The 18887-nt window shown below is 63.0% G+C and carries 22 protein-coding genes and 1 tRNA gene; 14 read left to right on the top strand and 9 right to left on the bottom strand.

Annotated elements, in window-relative coordinates; genetic code table 11:
* Positions 1-519: 519 nt before the first annotated feature.
* Both NKH71_RS25490 and NKH71_RS25485 read right to left on the bottom strand, forming a co-directional pair.
* Positions 520-596, bottom strand: a tRNA-Arg gene (locus NKH71_RS25490).
* 47 nt (positions 597-643) lie between these two features.
* Positions 644-1336: a winged helix-turn-helix transcriptional regulator gene (locus tag NKH71_RS25485; RefSeq protein ID WP_023722341.1), complete on the bottom strand. Its 693-nt coding sequence runs from the start codon at positions 1334-1336 to the stop codon at positions 644-646.
* 340 nt (positions 1337-1676) lie between these two features.
* Here NKH71_RS25485 and NKH71_RS25480 point away from each other — a divergent pair, with 340 nt between their 5' ends.
* The 6 genes from NKH71_RS25480 to NKH71_RS25455 all read left to right on the top strand — a co-directional run bounded on the left by NKH71_RS25480 (position 1677) and on the right by NKH71_RS25455 (position 5086).
* Positions 1677-2003: a DUF1330 domain-containing protein gene (locus NKH71_RS25480; RefSeq protein ID WP_023677873.1), complete on the top strand. Its 327-nt coding sequence runs from the start codon at positions 1677-1679 to the stop codon at positions 2001-2003.
* 127 nt (positions 2004-2130) lie between these two features.
* Positions 2131-2655, top strand: a complete 525-nt coding sequence (locus NKH71_RS25475) for a hypothetical protein (protein WP_502896926.1) — start codon at positions 2131-2133, stop codon at positions 2653-2655.
* A 193-nt stretch (positions 2656-2848) separates the two neighbouring features.
* Positions 2849-3421 carry a TetR/AcrR family transcriptional regulator gene (locus NKH71_RS25470; RefSeq protein ID WP_023722343.1) on the top strand — a complete coding sequence of 191 codons (573 nt, stop codon included), beginning with the start codon at positions 2849-2851 and terminating at the stop codon, positions 3419-3421.
* Between the two features lie 86 nt (positions 3422-3507).
* Positions 3508-4524: an alpha/beta fold hydrolase gene (locus NKH71_RS25465; RefSeq protein ID WP_352789586.1), complete on the top strand. Its 1017-nt coding sequence runs from the start codon at positions 3508-3510 to the stop codon at positions 4522-4524.
* A gap of 86 nt (positions 4525-4610) precedes the next feature.
* Positions 4611-4901 carry a DUF768 domain-containing protein gene (locus NKH71_RS25460; RefSeq protein WP_023722345.1) on the top strand — a complete coding sequence of 97 codons (291 nt, stop codon included), beginning with the start codon at positions 4611-4613 and terminating at the stop codon, positions 4899-4901.
* Positions 4902-4942: 41 nt separating this feature from the next.
* Entirely contained in the window at positions 4943-5086 is a 144-nt protein-coding gene (locus NKH71_RS25455; RefSeq protein ID WP_198023575.1) for a glycine zipper domain-containing protein, read from the top strand.
* Between the two features lie 72 nt (positions 5087-5158).
* Here NKH71_RS25455 and NKH71_RS25450 read toward each other — a convergent pair whose 3' ends face one another.
* Entirely contained in the window at positions 5159-6322 is a 1164-nt protein-coding gene (locus NKH71_RS25450) for a M20 aminoacylase family protein (RefSeq protein ID WP_352789577.1), read from the bottom strand.
* 270 nt (positions 6323-6592) lie between these two features.
* On the opposite strand from NKH71_RS25450, the gene NKH71_RS25445 reads away from it, so the two are divergent.
* Positions 6593-7771, top strand: a complete 1179-nt coding sequence (locus NKH71_RS25445; RefSeq protein WP_352483561.1) for a D-alanyl-D-alanine carboxypeptidase family protein — start codon at positions 6593-6595, stop codon at positions 7769-7771.
* A 4-nt stretch (positions 7772-7775) separates the two neighbouring features.
* Positions 7776-8894: a CobW family GTP-binding protein gene (locus NKH71_RS25440; protein ID WP_352483483.1), complete on the top strand. Its 1119-nt coding sequence runs from the start codon at positions 7776-7778 to the stop codon at positions 8892-8894.
* Positions 8895-9104: 210 nt separating this feature from the next.
* Here NKH71_RS25440 and NKH71_RS25435 read toward each other — a convergent pair whose 3' ends face one another.
* The 5 genes from NKH71_RS25435 to NKH71_RS25415 form a co-directional block, all read right to left on the bottom strand.
* Complete coding sequence (locus NKH71_RS25435) at positions 9105-9392, bottom strand: sulfurtransferase TusA family protein (RefSeq protein ID WP_352483484.1); 288 nt, start codon at positions 9390-9392, stop codon at positions 9105-9107.
* Positions 9393-9397: 5 nt separating this feature from the next.
* Complete coding sequence (locus NKH71_RS25430; protein ID WP_352483562.1) at positions 9398-10723, bottom strand: L,D-transpeptidase family protein; 1326 nt, start codon at positions 10721-10723, stop codon at positions 9398-9400.
* Positions 10724-10967: 244 nt separating this feature from the next.
* On the bottom strand, positions 10968-11918 hold the full coding sequence (locus NKH71_RS25425; protein WP_352789573.1) for an acetyl-CoA carboxylase carboxyltransferase subunit alpha: 951 nt from the start codon (positions 11916-11918) through the stop codon (positions 10968-10970).
* Positions 11919-12017: 99 nt separating this feature from the next.
* A complete protein-coding gene (locus tag NKH71_RS25420; protein WP_352495633.1) occupies positions 12018-12935 on the bottom strand; it encodes a site-specific tyrosine recombinase XerD in 918 nt (305 codons plus the stop codon).
* Entirely contained in the window at positions 12932-13081 is a 150-nt protein-coding gene (locus NKH71_RS25415; protein WP_023721139.1) for a hypothetical protein, read from the bottom strand. The genes NKH71_RS25420 and NKH71_RS25415 overlap by 4 nt, the downstream gene beginning before the upstream one ends.
* Before the next feature lie 162 nt (positions 13082-13243).
* On the opposite strand from NKH71_RS25415, the gene NKH71_RS25410 reads away from it, so the two are divergent.
* From NKH71_RS25410 to NKH71_RS25395, 4 genes are read left to right on the top strand one after another with little or no spacing between them, the layout of a single operon-like run.
* Positions 13244-13846, top strand: a complete 603-nt coding sequence (locus NKH71_RS25410) for a shikimate kinase (protein WP_352483486.1) — start codon at positions 13244-13246, stop codon at positions 13844-13846.
* Complete coding sequence (gene aroB, locus NKH71_RS25405; protein WP_352483487.1) at positions 13843-14964, top strand: 3-dehydroquinate synthase; 1122 nt, start codon at positions 13843-13845, stop codon at positions 14962-14964. The genes NKH71_RS25410 and aroB overlap by 4 nt, the downstream gene beginning before the upstream one ends.
* A complete protein-coding gene (locus NKH71_RS25400) occupies positions 14961-15857 on the top strand; it encodes an HlyC/CorC family transporter (RefSeq protein ID WP_023721135.1) in 897 nt (298 codons plus the stop codon). The genes aroB and NKH71_RS25400 overlap by 4 nt, the downstream gene beginning before the upstream one ends.
* 40 nt (positions 15858-15897) lie before the next feature.
* A complete protein-coding gene (locus tag NKH71_RS25395; RefSeq protein ID WP_352483488.1) occupies positions 15898-16707 on the top strand; it encodes an alpha/beta hydrolase in 810 nt (269 codons plus the stop codon).
* Position 16708: 1 nt separating this feature from the next.
* On the opposite strand, the gene NKH71_RS25390 is transcribed toward NKH71_RS25395, so the two are convergent.
* Positions 16709-17011: a BolA family protein gene (locus NKH71_RS25390; protein ID WP_023721132.1), complete on the bottom strand. Its 303-nt coding sequence runs from the start codon at positions 17009-17011 to the stop codon at positions 16709-16711.
* 133 nt (positions 17012-17144) lie between these two features.
* Between NKH71_RS25390 and NKH71_RS25385 the strand changes: the two genes are divergently transcribed.
* Both NKH71_RS25385 and cobS read left to right on the top strand, forming a co-directional pair.
* On the top strand, positions 17145-17774 hold the full coding sequence (locus tag NKH71_RS25385) for a J domain-containing protein (RefSeq protein ID WP_036238769.1): 630 nt from the start codon (positions 17145-17147) through the stop codon (positions 17772-17774).
* Positions 17775-17897: 123 nt separating this feature from the next.
* Positions 17898-18884: a cobaltochelatase subunit CobS gene (gene cobS / locus NKH71_RS25380; RefSeq protein WP_023721131.1), complete on the top strand. Its 987-nt coding sequence runs from the start codon at positions 17898-17900 to the stop codon at positions 18882-18884.
* Positions 18885-18887: the final 3 nt, after the last annotated feature.

Below are 18887 nucleotides of genomic sequence, written 5' to 3'. Positions count from 1 at the left end.
TCTCGGCTTCCAGAGCCTCCTGCACGACAGTCTGCAATACCTGGCGAAAGCCGTCCTCATCCGACAGCAGCAACGCTTTCAACTCGCCCCTGCTCAGTTTAACTTCTCGATTGGTCATGGCACTTCCCCTTCCACGGGAATCGGTGATTGCAACGTCACCACCGTGCCATGGCCGCTCGCCCTTCAGAGCAAGCGCCGTTCTCTCTCCAAAACTTTTTGCAGAACCTTCAGGACACTATCGAAATCAAAAGTTTACTCGCGCACCCGACAGGATTCGAACCTGTGACCCCTGCCTTCGGAGGGCGAAATTCGTCCTGCCGATCTCACCCGTGATTTCTCGGCGGTTTAGCCACGGTCTTAATCTCAATTTCTGCAAACATTGTTTCCCTCCTATGTCGCGTTTCATGTCGCGTTAACATGCCGAGTGTCAGAGGAAACCGTTGGAAATCAAGCAAAGCCAGTTGCAACATGAGCGCGACATGGAGTGACCGGCAAAGGGACTTAAAGCCTTGAATTTGCTGGTGATCCCGACAGGAATCGAACCTGTGACCTACAGATTAGGAATCTGCCGCTCTATCCTACTGAGCTACGGGACCATCGCGCCCGACACATAACCGCTTCGGATCGTTTCGCCAAGAGGCAGCTAGGCTGCTCGCTTGGGTTCGACAGCGAACGGGCTCAGGCCCAGCCAAGTCTGCATTTTGCGGGCGATATCCTGATCGCCCGTCAGAATGACTTTCGGCCCGGCCTTCTCGACGGTGATCAGCCCCATCCAGATTTCGGTCATGGTGTGCAGGTCGGTCGAGACGTAGAGATCGACATCGAACCCCGGATCGTACCAGCAGAGGTCGACCTCGCCGTGCTTCTCGACGATCAGCCACCACGACCGTTTGGAGGCGGGGAGCTCCTGGTACAGAAATTGTATCACCGTGCGCCCGTCGGGCAGCGGCGACGCGTTTAGATTGCGCCGCATGTCCCACATCAGCAGCGACGGATCGAGGTTCTTCAGCGACAGCCGCGACTCGACCCATTTCTGCCCCCAAAAGCCCATCGCCTCGACGACGGACCGCAGATCCCTGCCTGCCTCGGTCATCCGGTATTCGAAGATGCCTTTCTCGCCGCGCACCTCCTTGCGCTCGACGATCCCGGCCAGCTCGAGCTCCTTGAGCCGTTGCGACAGAAGGGTCGGCGACATTTTGGGGACGCCGCGGCGCAGATCGTTGAAACGGGTCGAGCCCGCCACCAATTCGCGAAGCAGAACCATGGTCCAGCGGGTGCACAGCACCTCCGCGGCCATCGATAACGGGCAGAACTGCTTGTATCCGGCCTGGGTCATGATGTTGCCTTCCCCTCAAACTCAGCCGGGAGCATAGGCCTTTCCCAGCGGTGCGGCGAGTACAGAAACTGTACCGGCCCAAGTGTGGTGGATTTGAAGTTCCTGCTTTCTGGGTGGCATCAGCGTTAGGAACTTCAAATCCAAAACCACACTGGAAATCCAAGCACTTGCTGGTGTGGCTTTTGAATCCGAAATTCGCTCGCTGCGTTGCTCCAAAGTGAATGCGAATTTCGAATTCGCCGCACCAGTACAGATCGCGGACTGGCTGGCGCCGGCCTTGCCATGCGACCCCTCTGCCGCTGCACGGGATACCCCTGTGCACGACCAGGAGACATGACCCATGACCGCTTACGTTATCGCAGACATCAAGGTGAGGGACCCGAAGTGGATGCCGGCCTATGCCGCGTCGGTCCACGACCTCGTTCACAAGCACGGCGGCAGATATCTGTCGCGCAGCGGCAATGTGAAGACGCTCGAAGGCAAGCCGCTCGACACGACGCTGATTGCCTTGATGGCGTTCCCGACCGAGGCCGCGGCGCGCGCCTTCACCGACGATCCCGCCTACGCACCCTTCGTTTCGGCCCGTCAGGGCGGCAGCGACAGCCGTTTCCAGCTGATCGACAACTCCGATCTGGCCGGAACCATCCCGTATCTGCCGAAGGGATGATCTTCCCCTGCATTCGTCGCATCGGGACAGGGATCTCCCAGCAACAACAGCCACAGCGCCCACCTGCCGGACCTCCTTACTTCCGGCGGCCGGCCGGGCTGTGCTTTTCAAGAAGAATGGAATGACTATGACAATCAACTTTCGCAACAAATTCCTCGCTGCCGCGGCGCTGCTGTCGGCCTGCACTGCATTGGCGCAGGCGCATCAGGCAGCGCCCGCGTCCGGTCCCAATCCGCTGGCCGACAAGGTACGCGCCGCCAACAGCCGCTTCGAGAATGTGGCGGCGGCGACCGCCGAGGGCTATGCGCCGATCCCCTGCGCCAGCGGCATCACCGGCGGCGCCATGGGCATCCACTACGTCAATCCCGGCTACCTCAAGGACGACGCGGTCGATGTCGCCAAGCCCGAAGCGGTGATGTATGAGCCGATGGCCGACGGCACGCTAAAACTGATCGCGGTCGAATACATCACCTCGAAAGGCCCGGCCTCGCTCGATGGGCATCTGTTCAACTTCAACAGCGCGCCCAACCGCTATGGCCTCGGCCCGTTTTACGAGCTGCATGTCTGGGCCTGGAAGGGCAACCCGACCGGCGCGTTCGCCGACATGAACCCGAACGTGTCGTGCGAACCGACGACCGCTGCCAGCCAGTAAGCAGCCGGGCCAGGCGGCGCCAACGCCGCCTGGTTTTTAATCTCACAGAGGGGCCAAGCTCCGGGAGATCGCGATGCAACCTGGCATCGTTGGCGTGCCTGTGTGCCCATCGAGCTGTCTTTGCAAAAAGAGTCGCTTGACTGGCGATGTAAAATGCTCATTCTAGAATGATCATTTTACATTGGGTTGCTCCATGACCAGACCGCGACTATTTGACGAAGCCACTGTGCTGGGTGACGCGATGAACGCGTTTCGACGGGCCGGTTTCGCGGGAATTTCGATCAAGGATCTGAGCGATGCCACCGGCCTGACGTCTGGCTCGATCTACAATGCCTTTGGCGACAAGGAAGGTCTCTATCGGGCGGCCTTCGGCCACTATATCGATGCCGTCATCCGACACCGTATCGAGACCTACATCGGCGAAGCAAGCGATCTGGATGGTTTGGAACAGTTGTTCCTGTCGTTGTTGCTGCCCGCCCCGGAATCCGGCGACCTCGGCTGTTTGTTAACGAACGCTGCTGTCGAGTTCGGTGCGCAACCGTCGGTCGCCTCGGAAGGTCTCGCGGAAGGCTTCGCCGTGCTGGAAGCCGCCATCCGGCAGGTCGTGGAGCGCCAGATCGGTGGAGGGCAGGTCGATCTCCACGTCGTCAGGCTTCTGCTTCTCTACCAAGGCATTCTCGTGCTGATCCGCGCCGGCCGAGACGTCTCGGCCTGCCCGGCCGTCATTCGATCAGAATTCGAGCAGCTAAGGAAACTTCTGCCATGATCACCTTTTCCCGCAGGGCGGTGCTTCTCGGCACCGCCGGCAGTCTTCTTGCGCCTTGCCTGCCGGTCTTTGGCGCGTCGCCGGCCATGCCGCCGGTCCGATACGTTCGCTCCAACGGCATCGATATGGCTGTTTATGAAGCCGGCAAGGGACCGGCGGTTGTTTTGCTGCACGGCTTTCCCGAACTCGCCTTTTCCTGGCGTCACCAGATCGCGCCGCTCGCGGCCGCCGGCTACCACGTCATTGTTCCCGACCAGCGCGGATATGGTCTGACCGACCGGCCGTCCAAGGTCGAGGATTATGACATGGTCCACCTGACCGGCGATCTCGTCGGTCTCCTCGATGCTCTCGGCGTCGAAAAGGCCGTGTTCGCGGGCCATGACTGGGGCGGCCTGGTCGCATGGCAGATGCCGCTTTTGCATCAGAGCCGGGTCACTGGCGTCATCGGTGTCAACACGCCATTCATTCCCCATGAAATGCTGTGGCTGCATCCGAGCCTCACCAAGGGGCTGACCGCCCCGGACAAGCCGTTCGTGGCCAACCCGGCAAAAGACCCGATCGCGCAGATGCGCGAAGTCTACAATCCCGACATGTATGTGCTGATGTTCGAAGATGGTGATCTCGCGGACCGTTTGATGGCGCACGACGTGGCGCGGGTGTTCAGGAGCAATATGCGCAAGGGTGTTATCACCGCCGCGCAATACGCCAAGCTGCCGCCGCAGGCCCGACACATGACATTCCTACAGGCGCTCTCGCAGCCGGAGCCGAAGACGCTGCCCGGCGAGCTGATCCTGACGCCAGACGAGCTTGCTTTCTATGCCGAGAGCTTCGGGCGCACCGGTTTCACGCCGGGCATCAACTGGTACCGCAACTTGTCCCGCAATTGGAGAGCCGGCTTGAATGTCGACCAGACGATAAAAGTGCCTTCGCTCATGATCGGCGCTGAGGACGACGTCGTGTTATCTCCAGCGATGATGGACGCCCACATCGCCGATCTCGAAAAACATGTGGTCGCCGGCTGTGGACATTGGTCACAGCAGGAGAAGCCGGGCGAAGTCACCACGCTAATGGTCGATTGGTTGAAGCGGCGGGTTCCTGCGTAGCCGACATGGCGAGCGGTGCAAAGACGGTTAAGATAGCGGAACTTTCGGGATGCCGGCGCGCTTTAGTGTCCCGAAGGAGACACCGCATGAGCGCCACAAAAGAGTTCTTTGAAACCTGGCTGCAGGAGAATGTCGGCAATCTGCCGGCCGAGAGCGAGGTGAGCGTCGCCGTCCTGGCGCAGCAATTCGAGCAGGATGCCGATGCTGCCGGCTACGGCCACGAGGTTCGCGAAGACGAGCTCGGCAACATCCAGGAGGCGATCGAGGCAGCCCTGAAGAAGGCAAGGACAGGCGAAGAGCCGCAGGCTGCCGACGACAATGAGCTGGCGCCGGTTATGGAGGCGCTGGAGGTCGAGGATCCGAAGAGCGGACCGTAGCGGTTGCGGCTCTTCCCTTCCACGCTACATGACCGGGCATAATGGATGCCAAACACCTCACACTCGGCGTCGTGATCGGCGTGGCCATCGGCGTCGTGTTGGACAACATTGTTGCGGGCATTGGTATAGGTATTGCTCTGGGCATTGCCTTCGGCCTTGCCCGGAAGTCGTCCGGCCGGAAGTGACCAGCAGAACATGTCCTGCCCGATTTTACCGCCCAGAGGTGCGGCGGTCGCCGCACCGCCGATGCCGAACGGCTACGCCGCCAGCGCCGTCTCCGCCAGCTTCACCCAATAGCTCATGCCGTGCGGGATGACCTCGTCGTTGAAGTCGTAGGCCGGGTTGTGCAGGCCGGCGGTATCGCCATTGCCGATGAAGATGAAGGCGCCCGGCCGCGCTTCCAGCATGTAGGAGAAATCCTCGCCGCCCATCACCGGCTGGATGGCGCGGTGCACATGGCTGTCGCCGGCGACGTCGGCCGCGATGTCGCTGGCAAAGACCGTCTCTTCCGGATGGTTGAAGGTGACGGGGTAGTTGGCATTGTAATCAACCTCGATTGTCGCGCCGAAGGCAGCGCCCACGCCTTGGCAAAGCGCGCGGATGCGCTCTTCAGCCTTCTTGGCGACCTCCTTCTTCAGCGTGCGTACGGTGCCGGCGATCTCGGCGCTCTCGGGAATGATGTTATAGGCGTCGCCGGCATGGAATTTCGTCACCGAGACGACCACCGCCTCGACCGGATCGGTGCTGCGCGAGACGATCGTCTGCAATGCGCCGACAAGCTGGCTGGTGATGACGATCGGATCGATGGTGCCGTGCGGCATCGCCGCGTGGCCGCCCCGGCCCTTGACGGTGATGGTGAATTCGGCGGTCGCCGCCATGATCGGACCCGGCCTGATGGCGAACTGGCCGACCGGCAGGCCCGGCATGTTGTGCATGCCGAACACCTTGGAGATGCCGAAGCGCTCCATCATGCCGTCCTTGACCATCTCGTTGCCGCCGCCGCCGCCCTCTTCGGCCGGCTGGAAGATAACCGCGACGGAGCCGGCGAAATTGCGTGTTTCGGCGAGGTATTTGGCGGCACCCAAAAGCATCGCGGTGTGGCCGTCATGGCCACAGGCGTGCATCTTGCCCGGGACGGTCGAGGCATAGGATTTGCCGCTGATCTCGTTGAGCGGCAGGGCGTCCATGTCGGCGCGCAGGCCGATCGTCGAGCCTTCGCCGTGGCGGCCGCGGATGATGCCGACGACGCCGGTCTTGCCCAAACCCGTCACGATGTCGTCGCAGCCGAAAGCCTTCAGCTTCTCGGTGACGAAGGCGGCGGTCTTGAAGACGTCGAAATTCAGCTCCGGCGTCTGATGCAAATGGCGGCGCCAGCCGGCCACCTCATCCTGCATTTCGGCGGCTCGGTTCAGGATCGGCATGATGGTTCCATTTCGCTGTTGGAGCAGGCGGTCTTGACCTGCTGCTGTGCAATTGTGCCTGCTGCCCTGCAACCATGCACGCTGCTTTGCATTGTGCTGCTGCTTCCACATTGTGATCGGCAGCACTTTGCCATGTTGACGTCACATAGAGTAAATAGCACCGCGACTGTGGTCCGGGAACAGAGAGCCGGACCATTATCCTGGCGATCGTGTAACGAAATCTTACGGAGCCAGGGGCGACTGCGGCAAGAGGCTATTTCGGTTTTCATGATGCGCTATAGGCATTTCCTCAAACTGTTGGTGGCGGGCGCGGTGGTGCTTGCGGCGCTGGCCGGGCCTGCCTTGGCCAATCCGACCATCCTGTTCGACCTGAACAGCGGCAAGATCCTGCAGCATCAGGAGGCGTTCAGGCGCTGGTACCCGGCATCGCTGACCAAGCTGATGACCGCCTATGTGGCGTTTCGTGCGATTGCCGCGGGCGAGGTCCAGCTCGATTCGCCGATCAAGGTGACGAAACATTCCGCCGGCGAGCCGCCGAGCAAGATGGGCTTCAAGCCGGGTTCGGTGATGCGGCTGGACAATGCGCTGAAGATGATGCTGGTCAAATCGGCCAACGATATCGCCATGGCGGTCGGCGAGAATATCGGCGGTTCGCAAGCGGCCTTTGCCGAACGCATGAATGCGGAGGCGCGGAGGCTCGGCATGAGCGGGTCCCATTTCGTCAATCCGAACGGGCTCTATTCGCCGGACCAGTATACGACAGCGCGCGATCTCGCTTTGCTGGTGATGGCGATCCGCAAGGAGTTTCCGCAATATGCCCCCTGGTTTTCGATCGAAGGCCTTGCCGTCGGCAAGAAGGCGATCTCCAACTACAACCTCCTGATCGGCCGCTATCCGGGTGCCGACGGCATGAAGACCGGTTTCGTCTGCTCGTCCGGTTTCAACATGATCGGCTCGGCTACCCGCAACGGCCGCACCCTGGTCGCCGTGGTGCTCGGCGAGCAATCGGCCGTCACCCGCGCCGAGGCGGCGGCAAAACTGCTCGACCAGGGCTTTGCAACCCCGGCCCCGAGTTGGCTGACGGTCGCAGCGCTGCCTGCCTATGGCGACACCATGTCGGCCAACGACATGAACGACGAGATCTGCAAGAAGAAGCCGGTCGAGGAGCAGTCGGAAGCCGCACCCGCCGTCGGCGACAAGGGCAAGGACGTGCCGAAATCGCCCTATCAGGAAAAGCTCGACCATGTGCCGACGCTGATCGCCGTCGGCCTCGGCGGCGCCACGGGGCCGAAGCCGAAGGCGATGCTCGATGCCTCCGGGCAGGAATATCCCGACGTGCCGCTGCCGACATGGCGGCCGGACCGGGCGCCGCCGGCCGGCGCTGAGCCGGCCGTGGCCGGGTCCACCACCGCCGCGCAGGTCCAACGGCCGGCCAAGGCGCTGAACTAGCCGTATGGCCGGCTTCCCGATCCCCGTTTCGGTGCTCACCGGCTTTCTCGGCGCCGGCAAGACGACGCTGCTCAACCGGCTGCTCCGGGATCCCGCGCTCGCCGACACCGCCGTCATCATCAACGAGTTCGGCGAAGTGGCGATCGACCATCTTCTGGTCGAGCAGGCGTCCGACGGCATCATCCAGCTTTCCGATGGCTGCCTCTGTTGCACGGTGCGCGGCGAGCTGGTCGACACGCTGGCCGATCTCGTCGACCGGCTGCAGACCGGCCGCATCGACCGGCTTGCCCGCGTCGTCGTCGAGACCACCGGGCTCGCCGATCCCGCCCCTGTGCTGCAGTCGATCATGGCACACCCGGCCCTGGTCCAGGCCTTCCGGCTCGACGGCGTCATCACCCTGGTTGACGCCATCAACGGCAATGCGACGCTCGATGCCCATGTCGAGGCGGTGAAGCAGGTGGCCGTCGCCGATCGCATCGTGCTCAGCAAGGCCGACCTGGCTACGGATGCAGGCGACGCGGAGGCGTTGCGGGCGCGGCTCAGGCAGATCAACCCGGGCGCCGTGGTGCTCGACGCGAGCCAGGCAAGCGCGGCGACCCTGTTCGATTGCGGCCTCTACAATCCGGCCACCAAATCCGTCGATGTGCAGCGTTGGCTCGGCGAAGAAGCCGGCCACGACCATGATGTTGGCAGCCATGACCACAGCGGTCATGGTCATGCCGACCACGGTCACCATGACCATGGCCACAGGCACGATTCCCGCATCCGCGCGTATTCGCTGGTTCATGACGGGCCGGTGCCGTTTTCGGCAATCGAGATGTTCCTCGATCTGCTGCGCTCGGCGCATGGCGAGCGCCTGTTGCGGATGAAGGGCGTCATCGAGCTTGCAGAAGACCCGTCGCGGCCGCTGGTTATCCATGGCGTGCAGAAGATCCTGCATCCGCCGGTGCAACTGCCGGCTTGGCCGGACAGCCAGCGCGGCACCAGGCTGGTGCTGATCACGCTCGACATGCCGGAAGACTATATCCGCCGGCTGTTCGCCGCCTTCACCAACCGGCCGTCGATCGACACGCCGGACCGCGCGGCACTGGAAAGCAACCCGCTGGCTATTGCCGGGCGGTAGAGGCTTTCATCAGTTTTAAGTCGAACGCCGCGCTGCCCCTCATCTGCCTGCCGGCATCTTCTCAAGAAGGACGCTCTCGTCGACGATTTCGCCAATCTCCAGCGCCGCAGAAAGAGCGCCAAAGTTGCGGCCAGCCCCTTCTCCCCGTCACTATACGGGGAGAAGATGCCGGCAGGCAGATGAGGGGCAGCGCACCGTCAGCAGAACGAGCTAAGTCCAGGCTCGGCCGCCGCCGCGCTCGACCAGGAAGCGGTGGCCGCCCGATATTGCCGCCGTTTCGATCAGCCGATGGCCGCTCTCGGCGCAGAAGGCGGGGATGTCGATGACGGCGAGGGGGTCGGTGGTTTCGAGCCAGAGGCGGCTACCCGGCGGCATTGCGGCCAAGCGCTTTTTGGCCTTGAGCGCGGGCAACGGGCAGTTCAGACCTTTGAGGTCGTAGACGGCGGCGGGGCTGGTTGAGGGCCTGTCTCCTTGGCCCCCATCTTCTTGTTCAAGCATGAAGCTCAGCCGCCAAACATGCCGAGCAGCTTTTTCTTCAACCTTGTCGCCGTGCTTTCGGCGTCCGCAGCCTGCGTTTCGACTGCCGGGGCGGCCTCCGATGGCGCTACAGTGGCGGTGGCGACAGGCATCTCGGCGGCGGTCTTGGCAGCTTCCTTTTCAGCCAGTGCCTGCGCCTTGGCCGCTTCCTTCTCGGCCAGCGCCTGCGCCTTGGCTGCCTCTTTGGCGGCCTTGGCCGCTTCAATGGCGGCTAGCCTTTGTTCCTCGGCCTTCTGCTTGGCGGCCTTTTCGGCGTCGAGTGCCGCCATCTTGCGGCCGGCCGGCGAATCGACGCGGCCCATGCGCGCCGTCTCGGTCACCGTGCCGTCTGGGTTGAGCGACGGCGGCTCGATCGGCACGCGTTCGCCGCGGGCACGCCGTTTCGACCAGTCGGAAACGATGCTGGCTTCCTTGATCCCGGCGATGGTCGGCTTGGGTGCCGGCACGCTGGCCTTGACGGCGCCGTTGAAGGCCGCCTCATAGGTGCTTTGATAGGCGTTGATGGCGCTCTTCAGTGAATCGGGCTGGGTGGTCGCAGGGCAAGCGCCGGTCGGATTAAAGGTCGAGCCGTCGGCCGCAACCTGGTTGAAGACGTAGCGCTTCTCGCAGACGTCGACTTTCGGCGGCACCTTGGTGACTTCGAAATTGTCGTAGCCGACCTTCAGCATCTTCCAGAATTCGTAGTTCGGGTCGTTGCGGTAGCGCGCCATGTTGGCTGCAGTCATGCGGAACGGAAAAGCCTGGATCTGGAACTCGGTCTGGCCGCCCTGGAAGGCGTCACGACCGAAAGCGTAGATCTGCTCGATCTGCGCGTCGGTCATCGAATAGCAGCCCGACGACGAGCAGGCGCCATGGACCATCAGGTTGGAACCAGTGCGGCCATTGGCGCGGTCATAGGCGTTCGGGTAGCCGATGTTGAAGGACAGGTGATAATTCGACCGCGGGTTCATCTGCGCCGGGCGGACCGTGTAAAAGCCTTCCGGCGCTTGGCGGTCGCCTTCGGTGAACTTCGGCCCGAGCTTGCCCGACCATTTGCAGATGTCGTAGCTGGCGACCAGGTCGTAGCGGCCGTTGGTCTTGGCCTTCCAGATTTCGAGCTTGCCTTCTTCCTTGAAGATGCGGGCCATCACCGAAGAGGTGCGGACCATGCCCTTGGCCCTCATCTCGGCCAGGATCTTGTCCGGCAGCGGCTTGTTGGCCTGCGGTGCAAAATCCTTCATCGAAGCATCATTGCAGCCGGCGACGCCGATCGCAGCGATCAGAACTCCGGTGCGGGCAAGCTTGGCAAACATGGATATGGCTATCGTCTTCATCTCTGCGCCGCGGATGCCGCGGCTGCTAAACTGACCACTGACGGACCTTAAGCCCGTTAACCTTGAAAATTCCTTACCGCAAGCGACCTTGCGCCAAGCAGCCCTCTTGCCCCAAACGAAATTGGCGCGTCCCCTACGGCAAGCTCACTGTGACGAACGCAGCGGCATTTTTGTGGCGAAATTGCTCCACGCCGTCACATTTCAGGCCGCGCACCTGCGTTGGCTACAGATTGCGGCCCATCGCCAGGTATTTCTCGCGGCGATGCTCGCGGAAGTCGGTGTTGGCGCCGGAAAATTCCTTCATCGTCCCGGCGATGAGGTCGCCGGTGGCGGCAATCACCGTTTCGGGGGCGCGATGGGCACCGCCGAGCGGTTCGGCGACGATGGCGTCGATGATCTTCAGCTCCAGCAGATCCTGCGCCGTGATCTTCATGTTGGTCGCAGCATCCCTGGACCGGGTGGTGTCGCGCCACAGGATCGAGGCGGCGCCCTCCGGCGAGATCACCGAATAGATGGCGTGTTCGAGCATGTAGACGCGGTTGGCGGTGGCGATCGCTATGGCGCCGCCGGAGCCGCCTTCGCCGATCACCACCGAGATCGACGGCACCTTCAGGCCAAGGCAGGCTGAGGTCGAGCGGGCGATGGCTTCCGCCTGGCCGCGCTCTTCGGCGTTGACGCCGGGATAGGCGCCGGCAGTGTCGACCAGCGTCAGCAGCGGGATTTGGAAGCGGTCGGCGAGTTCCATCAGCCGTACCGCCTTGCGGTAGCCCTCCGGCCGCACCGAGCCGAAATTATGCTTCAGCCGGCTTGCCGTGTCGGAACCTTTTTCCTGGCCGATGATCGCCACCGGCTCGCCACGGAAGCGGGCGAAGCCGCCGACGATCGCCTGGTCCTCGCCGAAATTGCGGTCGCCGGCGAGCGGCGTGAAATCGGTAAGCAGGCCCTTGATGTAGTCGATGCAATGCGGCCTGTCCGGATGGCGCGCCACCTGCACCTTCTGCCATGGCGTTAGCGCCTTATAGGCGTCGCGCAGCGCATCGCGTGAGCGCTTCTCGAGACGGGCGATCTCATCGCCGACGTCGACCGCCTCACCGTTCTCGGCAAGCTTCTTCAGCTCGAGGATCTTGCCTTCGAGATCCTGCACAGGCTTTTCGAAATCGAGGTAATTGTACATTCTTGGGCGAACCGGCAGGTCGGAAGGCAATGACTGACGCAAGCCCGAAAATGCAGGCTGGGCGCGGTGGAACGTCGTTCTCACATAGCGACATGACGCCTAGTCGGCAAGCGGATGATGATCGTTGACCAGACGCACCAGCCGCTCCTCCAGTACATGGGTGTAGATCTGCGTCGTTGAAATATCGGCATGGCCGAGCAGCTGCTGCACGGCCCTGAGATCGGCGCCGTTCTGCAGCAGATGGCTGGCGAAAGCATGGCGCAGCACATGCGGCGATATCTTCGCCGCGGCAATGCCGGCTCGCGCGGCAAGCCCTTTCAGCTCGCGGGCAAAGACCTGTCTCGAGAGATAGCCGTTTTCGGAGGCGGCCGGAAACAGGAACGGGCTGTCGGCAAGAGCCGGCACCGCCGCCCGTGCGGCAAGCCAGGTCCGCATCGCCGTGCGCGCCTTGGCCGACAGCGGCACCATGCGTTCCTTGTTGCCCTTGCCGCGCACCATGAAGAAGCGGTCGTCGCGCTGCGCCACCGTCACCGGCAGGCTGACCAACTCCGAAACCCGCAGGCCGGTGGCGTAGAGGACCTCGACCAGTGCGTGCAGGCGCAGCGCCGCCAGGCTGTCGTCGTCGTTGAGCGAGGGGTCGATCGCCTCCTGCGTGGCGCGGTCGAGCAGCCGGCCGGTATCGGCCTCGCTCATCGTCTTCGGCAGCGGCCGGCCTTTCTTCGGGCTGTCCAGCGTGCCGGTCGGATCGTCGCCGCGCAGGCCTTCGGCGTAGAGGAACTTGAAGAACTGACGGATTGCCGACAATTTGCGCGCCTGCGAGGTGGCGGCAAAGCCGCGCGCGGCGATGTCGTCGAGATAGGCACGGATGTCGGTGCTGGTGGCAGCGGCGAGCCCGCCGCCGATCCCGGCGGAAGCGTCCTCGAGGTCGCGGCGATAGGAGGAAAGCGTGTTTTCGGCAGCGCCGCGCTCGGCGCTCATCATCTCGAGAAAGGCTTCGATGCGGGCGGCGCTGTTCATTTTTTGGGATTGAGCTTTTCCGGAGGGATACGCACGCTCATTTCCGCCTTTCTCGGCTCGACGAACATGACCAGGGCGAACATCGCGCCGTAGACAATGCCGGCCAGAATCACGAGCGTCACGACAAAGCGAAACAGTGTCGGCATTAATTTTCGCCCGTCGTCTTGTTCTGCATTTCCAACCCTGTGCCCTTATGAGACGCCAATCCCACCAATTCAAGGGTGAAGCCGATAACAGGTCCCGGGCGCGCCGCGCTTGACGCAAACAGGCTTTTGATGTCGATACGCCGGCAAAGAGGCCCTAGAAACATGAACGCGTTACCAGCAAACCCTCCGGGCGAGAGCCATGCCGCGCTGCTCGGCCGGCTGGGCGACCGTTCCATCGTCTTTGTCGGGCTGATGGGCGCCGGCAAGACGGCGATCGGCCGCAAGGTGGCGGCGATGCTGGCGCTACCCTTTATCGACAGCGACCAGGAGATCGAAAGTGTTTCGCGCATGAGCGTCCCGGACCTGTTCGAGCGCTATGGCGAGGCGGAGTTCCGGGCACTGGAGCAGCGCGTCATCCTGCGCGTGCTGGAGCACGGGCCCCAGGTGCTGTCGACCGGCGGCGGCGCCTTCATGAATGCGCAGACGCGCGAGGCGATCGCCAGCCATGGCGTTTCGGTCTGGCTGAAGGCCGAGATCGACCTGTTGATGGAGCGCGTTTCCAAGAAGCAGAACCGGCCGCTGCTGAAAAGCGCCGATCCCCGGGGGGTGCTGGAGCGGCTGATGGCGGAACGCTACCCGGTTTACGCCGCGGCCGATGTCATCGTGCCGACCCGCGACGACCGCAAGGAGATCATTGCCGCCGAAGTGGTGGACGCGCTGCGCGGCCATCTCGGCGTTGCCGACATCGACGAGGTGCGGTCGTGAGCGCTGATGCAACGGTCTCTGTCGAAGTCGGGCTTGGCGAGCGTACCTACGACATTTTGATCGGCCCCGGCCTGCTGTCACGCGCCGGCGCCGAAATTGCGCGCCGTCTGCCGGGCACAAGGGCGGCGGTCGTCACCGACGAAAACGTCGCTAGCGCGCATCTCGCAACGCTTGCGGCCGGCCTGGCAAGCGGTGGCATCCAACATGCAGTCATCACGCTGCCGCCCGGCGAAAAGACCAAGAGCTTTGCGCACCTGGAAGAGGTGGTCGACGGCGTGCTGGCCGCCAAGCTGGAGCGTGGCGATGTCGTCGTCGCGCTCGGCGGCGGCGTCATCGGCGACCTCGCCGGCTTTGCCGCCGGCATCGCGCGGCGCGGCATGAACTTCGTGCAAATCCCGACCTCGCTGCTGGCGCAGGTCGATTCCTCCGTCGGCGGCAAGACCGGCATCAACAGCAAGCGCGGCAAGAACCTGGTCGGGGTGTTTCACCAGCCGAGGCTGGTACTGGCCGACACCGAAGTGCTCGACACGCTGCCGATCCGCGAGTTTCGCGCCGGCTATGCCGAACTGGCCAAATACGGGCTGATCGACCGGCCGGAGTTCTTCGCCTGGCTGGAGGAAAACTGGTCTCGCGTGTTTGCCGGCGGGCCGGAGCGGGCAAAAGCGATTGCCGAGGCCTGTCGCGCCAAGGCCGACGTCGTTGCACGCGACGAATTCGAGACCGGCGACCGTGCGCTGCTCAATCTCGGCCACACCTTCGGTCACGCGCTCGAGGCGGCGACCGGCTATGACGGCACGCGGCTGGTGCATGGCGAGGGCGTTGCCATCGGCATGGCGCTGGCGCACCGTTTTTCTTCAAGGCTCAATTTGGCGAGCCCCGACGATGCGGCGCGCGTCGAGGCGCACCTTCGCGTCGTCGGCCTGCCGTGGTGCATGGCCGACATTCCAGGCGAATTGCCTGACGCCGAAAAGCTGTTCTCCTTCATCACCCAGGACAAAAAGGTGTCGCGCGGCGCGCTGACCTTCATCCTGACGCGCGGCATCGGTCAGGCCTTCATCGCCAGGGATGTGCCGGCCTCGGAAGTGCTGGCGTTCCTCGGGGAGAACCATCCGGGATGAGCCAGGCCGGCTGGATCGCGGCTGCTGCGCTTGCCGGCCTCGGCCTGCTGGGCTTCGTCTTGCGTCGGCACCTGTTCGCCGCCTTCGGCTACGAGTTGCAGCGTATCGAGCCGCAGCGCTCGACGCATGAGGAATTGCGTGGCGCCGTCGACGATTTCCGCCGCGACGGCCAGGTGGTGCGCGAGGATCGTGCCCGCATTGGCGGCCTGTTCGACCTTGAGGAGCTCGAAGTGTCGGACGTGATGGTCCACCGCACCAATATGCGCTCGGTCAACGCCGACGACCCGCCGGAAGCGGTGGTGCGCGAGATCCTGCAGAGCCCGCATACCCGCATGCCGCTGTGGAAGGGCTCGCTCGACAACATCGTCGGCGTGCTGCACGCGAAGGACCTGCTGCGCGCGCTGAACGAGGTCGGCAATGATTTCTCCAGGATCGACGTGATGAAGATCGCGTCGCGGCCGTGGTTCGTGCCCGACACCACGACGCTGCAGGAGCAGCTCAACGCCTTCCTGCGCCGCAAGGCGCATTTCGCCATCGTCGTCGACGAATATGGCGAGGTCGAGGGACTGGTGACGCTGGAGGACATCATCGAGGAGATCGTCGGCGAGATCGCCGACGAGCACGACATCGACATCCAGGGCGTCAAGCAGGAAGCCGACGGCTCCGTCGTCGTCGACGGCACGGTGTCGATCCGCGACCTCAACCGGGCGCTCGACTGGAACCTGCCGGACGAGGAAGCCACCACCATTGCCGGCCTTGTCATCCACGAGGCGCAGTCGATTCCGGACGAAAAGCAGGCCTTTACGTTTCACGGCAAGCGCTTCGTCGTCATGAAACGCGACAAGAATCGGATCGCGCGGCTGAGGATCAAGCCGGCGATGCTTGGCGAATGACAGTGCACGCCTTATGGCAGCCGTGGGCAGTCAGGAGTCTATGACAATCGATCGGCGAACCCTGCTTCTGGTGTCGATGGCGGCGCTGCTGCCGGGTCAGGCTGCAGCGGCATTGCAGCTGCGTCCGCCATCACCCGAAACCTTCGACTATGGGCCGGCCAAGCTCGACATTTATTCCCGCGATGGCGCAAGCGGCCTGCCGGTCGTCTTTTTCGTCCATGGCGGCGCCTGGCGGGTCGGCAACCGCAACAACGTCAACTCCAAGCCGCAATTCCTGCTCGACAATGGCTTCTGCTTCGTCTCGATCGACTACCGGATGCTGCCTGAAGCCGACGTCGCCACCCAGGCCGCCGATGTCGAACTGGCGTATCGCTACGTTCGCGCCAACATCGCCAGCCATGGCGGCGATCCGGACCGGATCGTCGCGATGGGCCATTCGGCCGGCTGCCATCTCGTCGCGCTGACCGGCCTGCGCGGCGGCCTGCCCGGCGTCGCGGCGCTGGTCCTCGACGATACCAGGGCCTATGATCTGGAGGCGTTGGCCAGGAGCGGCGGCATGGCAGGGGTCTATGCCCGCGCCTTTCCCGATCCGGCGCAGTGGCGGGCGCTGTCGCCGGTCACCTATGTCGACGGCCGCAAGCATCCGCCGACGTTCATCGCCTATTCGCGGGCGAAAACCCGCGCGGCGGACGCGCAGGCCTTTGCCGGGCGTCTGGGCGCCACCGGAACCAGGGTCACGCTGTTCGATGGCAGCGCCTATTCGCACATGTCGATCAATCGCGACTTCGGCACCGAAGGCGATGCGTTGACCGCCGCGGTGATGGCTTTCCTGAGGGCGAGCCTCGGCTGAGTTACCAGCGGGTCTTTTCGCCGGGCGCCGCCGGCTCGATCGCCAGGGCATGGACGCCGGATTTCAATTCCTCGGCCAGCAATGCGTTGACGGCGCGGTGGCGTTCGACGCGGCTCATGCCGGCAAAGGCGGGCGCGACGATGCGGACGCGGAAATGCGTCTCGCCGGTGCCGTCGAAGGTGGCGTGATGGCCGGAATCCAGATGATGATGGCCGGCATGGAGATGGCTTTCGTTGATGACGGCCAGCCGTTCCGGCGAAAACGCCTTTTTCAGCTTGTCTTCCATCGTTGCCTGTATGGACATCGCCGCTTCCCTTCACCACATCTATGTCATCGCACAAAATTCGCCGTTCGCCGGTTTTATGCCGCGATTCAGCGGTTAGGGCGATCATCGCGAAAATGTCAATTCTTGTTTCGCATCAGCGAACAGCCCATAAATGGGTGAGATGAAGCCGTACCCAAAATATTTCGAAAAGATTCGCATCCGCCCGGAGAAGGACGCGGAGCTGAAGTCGCGCTCACCGATCTGCCAGTGGGATGGCTGCAAGGAGGCCGGCACCCACCGCGCCCCGGTCGGACGCATGAAGGAAGGCGAGTACTTCCAGTTCTGCTTCGATCATGTGCGCGAGTACAATAAGGGCTTCAATTATTTCTCGGGCGTTCCCGACACCGAGATTGCCCGCTTCCAGAAGGAGGCCATGACCGGCCACCGGCCGACCTGGAAAATGGGCGTCAACGGTGCTTCGACACGCTCCTCGCCCGACTTCGCCCAGGCGCGCTCCGGTCGCGCCGGCTACTACAACCGCATGCGCGATCCGTTCGATCTGTTCAAAGGCCCGAAGGACCCGCGCGAAGCACGCGAGCGCAAGGCCAAGCCGCTTGAGGCCAAGGCACTGGAAACGCTTGGCCTTGATACAAAGGCGACTGGCAAGGATATCAAGGCGCGCTATAAGGAACTTGTGAAACGCCACCATCCGGATGCGAATGGCGGCGACAGAGGTTCGGAAGACCGGTTCCGCGATGTGCTCCAGGCCTATCGCGTGCTCAAGCAGGCAGGTTTGTGCTGAGCGACCTTACGGTTCGTGTCGCTTTCCAACTTTCATAAGGTTGGAAAAGGCTCTAAGACCGCCCCCGAACAAAATCGATTGCCAGCGAAACGCGGCGTTTCGCTTGTGGAGACGTTGATAGAGATGAACAAGGTCGATCGCGATATCGCCAACCTGCCCGACACCACGGTGTCGGTGAAGGAGACATTCGGCTTCGACTCCAAGATGGTGGTGCCGGCCTATTCGGTGACGAGCGAGCATGTGCCCGACATCGACCCGGACTATCTGTTCGACAAGAACACGACCATGGCGATCCTCGCCGGCTTTGCCTACAACCGCCGGGTCATGGTGTCGGGCTATCACGGCACCGGCAAATCGACGCATATCGAGCAGGTCGCCGCCCGCCTCAACTGGCCCTGCGTGCGCGTTAATCTCGACAGCCATGTCAGCCGTATCGACCTCGTCGGCAAGGACGCCATCGTCGTCAAGGACGGGCTGCAGATCACCGAATTCCGCGACGGCATCCTGCCCTGGGCCTATCAGCACAATGTTGCGCTGTGCTTCGACGAATACGATGCCGGGCGTCCGGACGTGATGTTCGTCATCCAGCGCGTGCTGGAATCGTCGGGCCGGCTGACGCTGCTCGACCAGAGCCGGGTCATCCGCCCGCATCCGGCCTTCCGGCTGTTTTCGACCGCCAACACGGTTGGGCTGGGCGACACCACCGGACTCTATCACGGCACCCAGCAGATCAACCAGGCGCAGATGGACCGCTGGTCGATCGTCACCACGCTGAACTATTTGCCGCACGACAATGAGGTGAACATCGTGCTGGCCAAGGCCAAGCACTATCGCGACGGCAAGGGCAAGGAGATCGTCAACAAGATGGTGCGCGTCGCCGACATGACGCGCTCGGCCTTCATCAACGGCGATTTGTCGACGGTGATGAGCCCGCGCACGGTCATCACCTGGGCCGAGAATGCCGAGATCTTCGGCAATATCGGCATGGCGTTCCGGCTGACCTTCCTCAACAAATGCGACGAGCTGGAACGCTCGCTGGTCGCCGAGTTCTACCAGCGCGCCTTCGGCGAAGATCTGCCGGAATCGGCTGCCAATGTGGTGCTGGGCTAAGCA

Source organism: Mesorhizobium sp. M0983 (genome assembly GCF_040318975.1).
In the GTDB taxonomy this organism is placed as follows: domain Bacteria; phylum Pseudomonadota; class Alphaproteobacteria; order Rhizobiales; family Rhizobiaceae; genus Mesorhizobium.
Note: the sequence above shows the minus strand (reverse complement) of the source record. Positions and strands in the feature narration are given on the sequence as shown.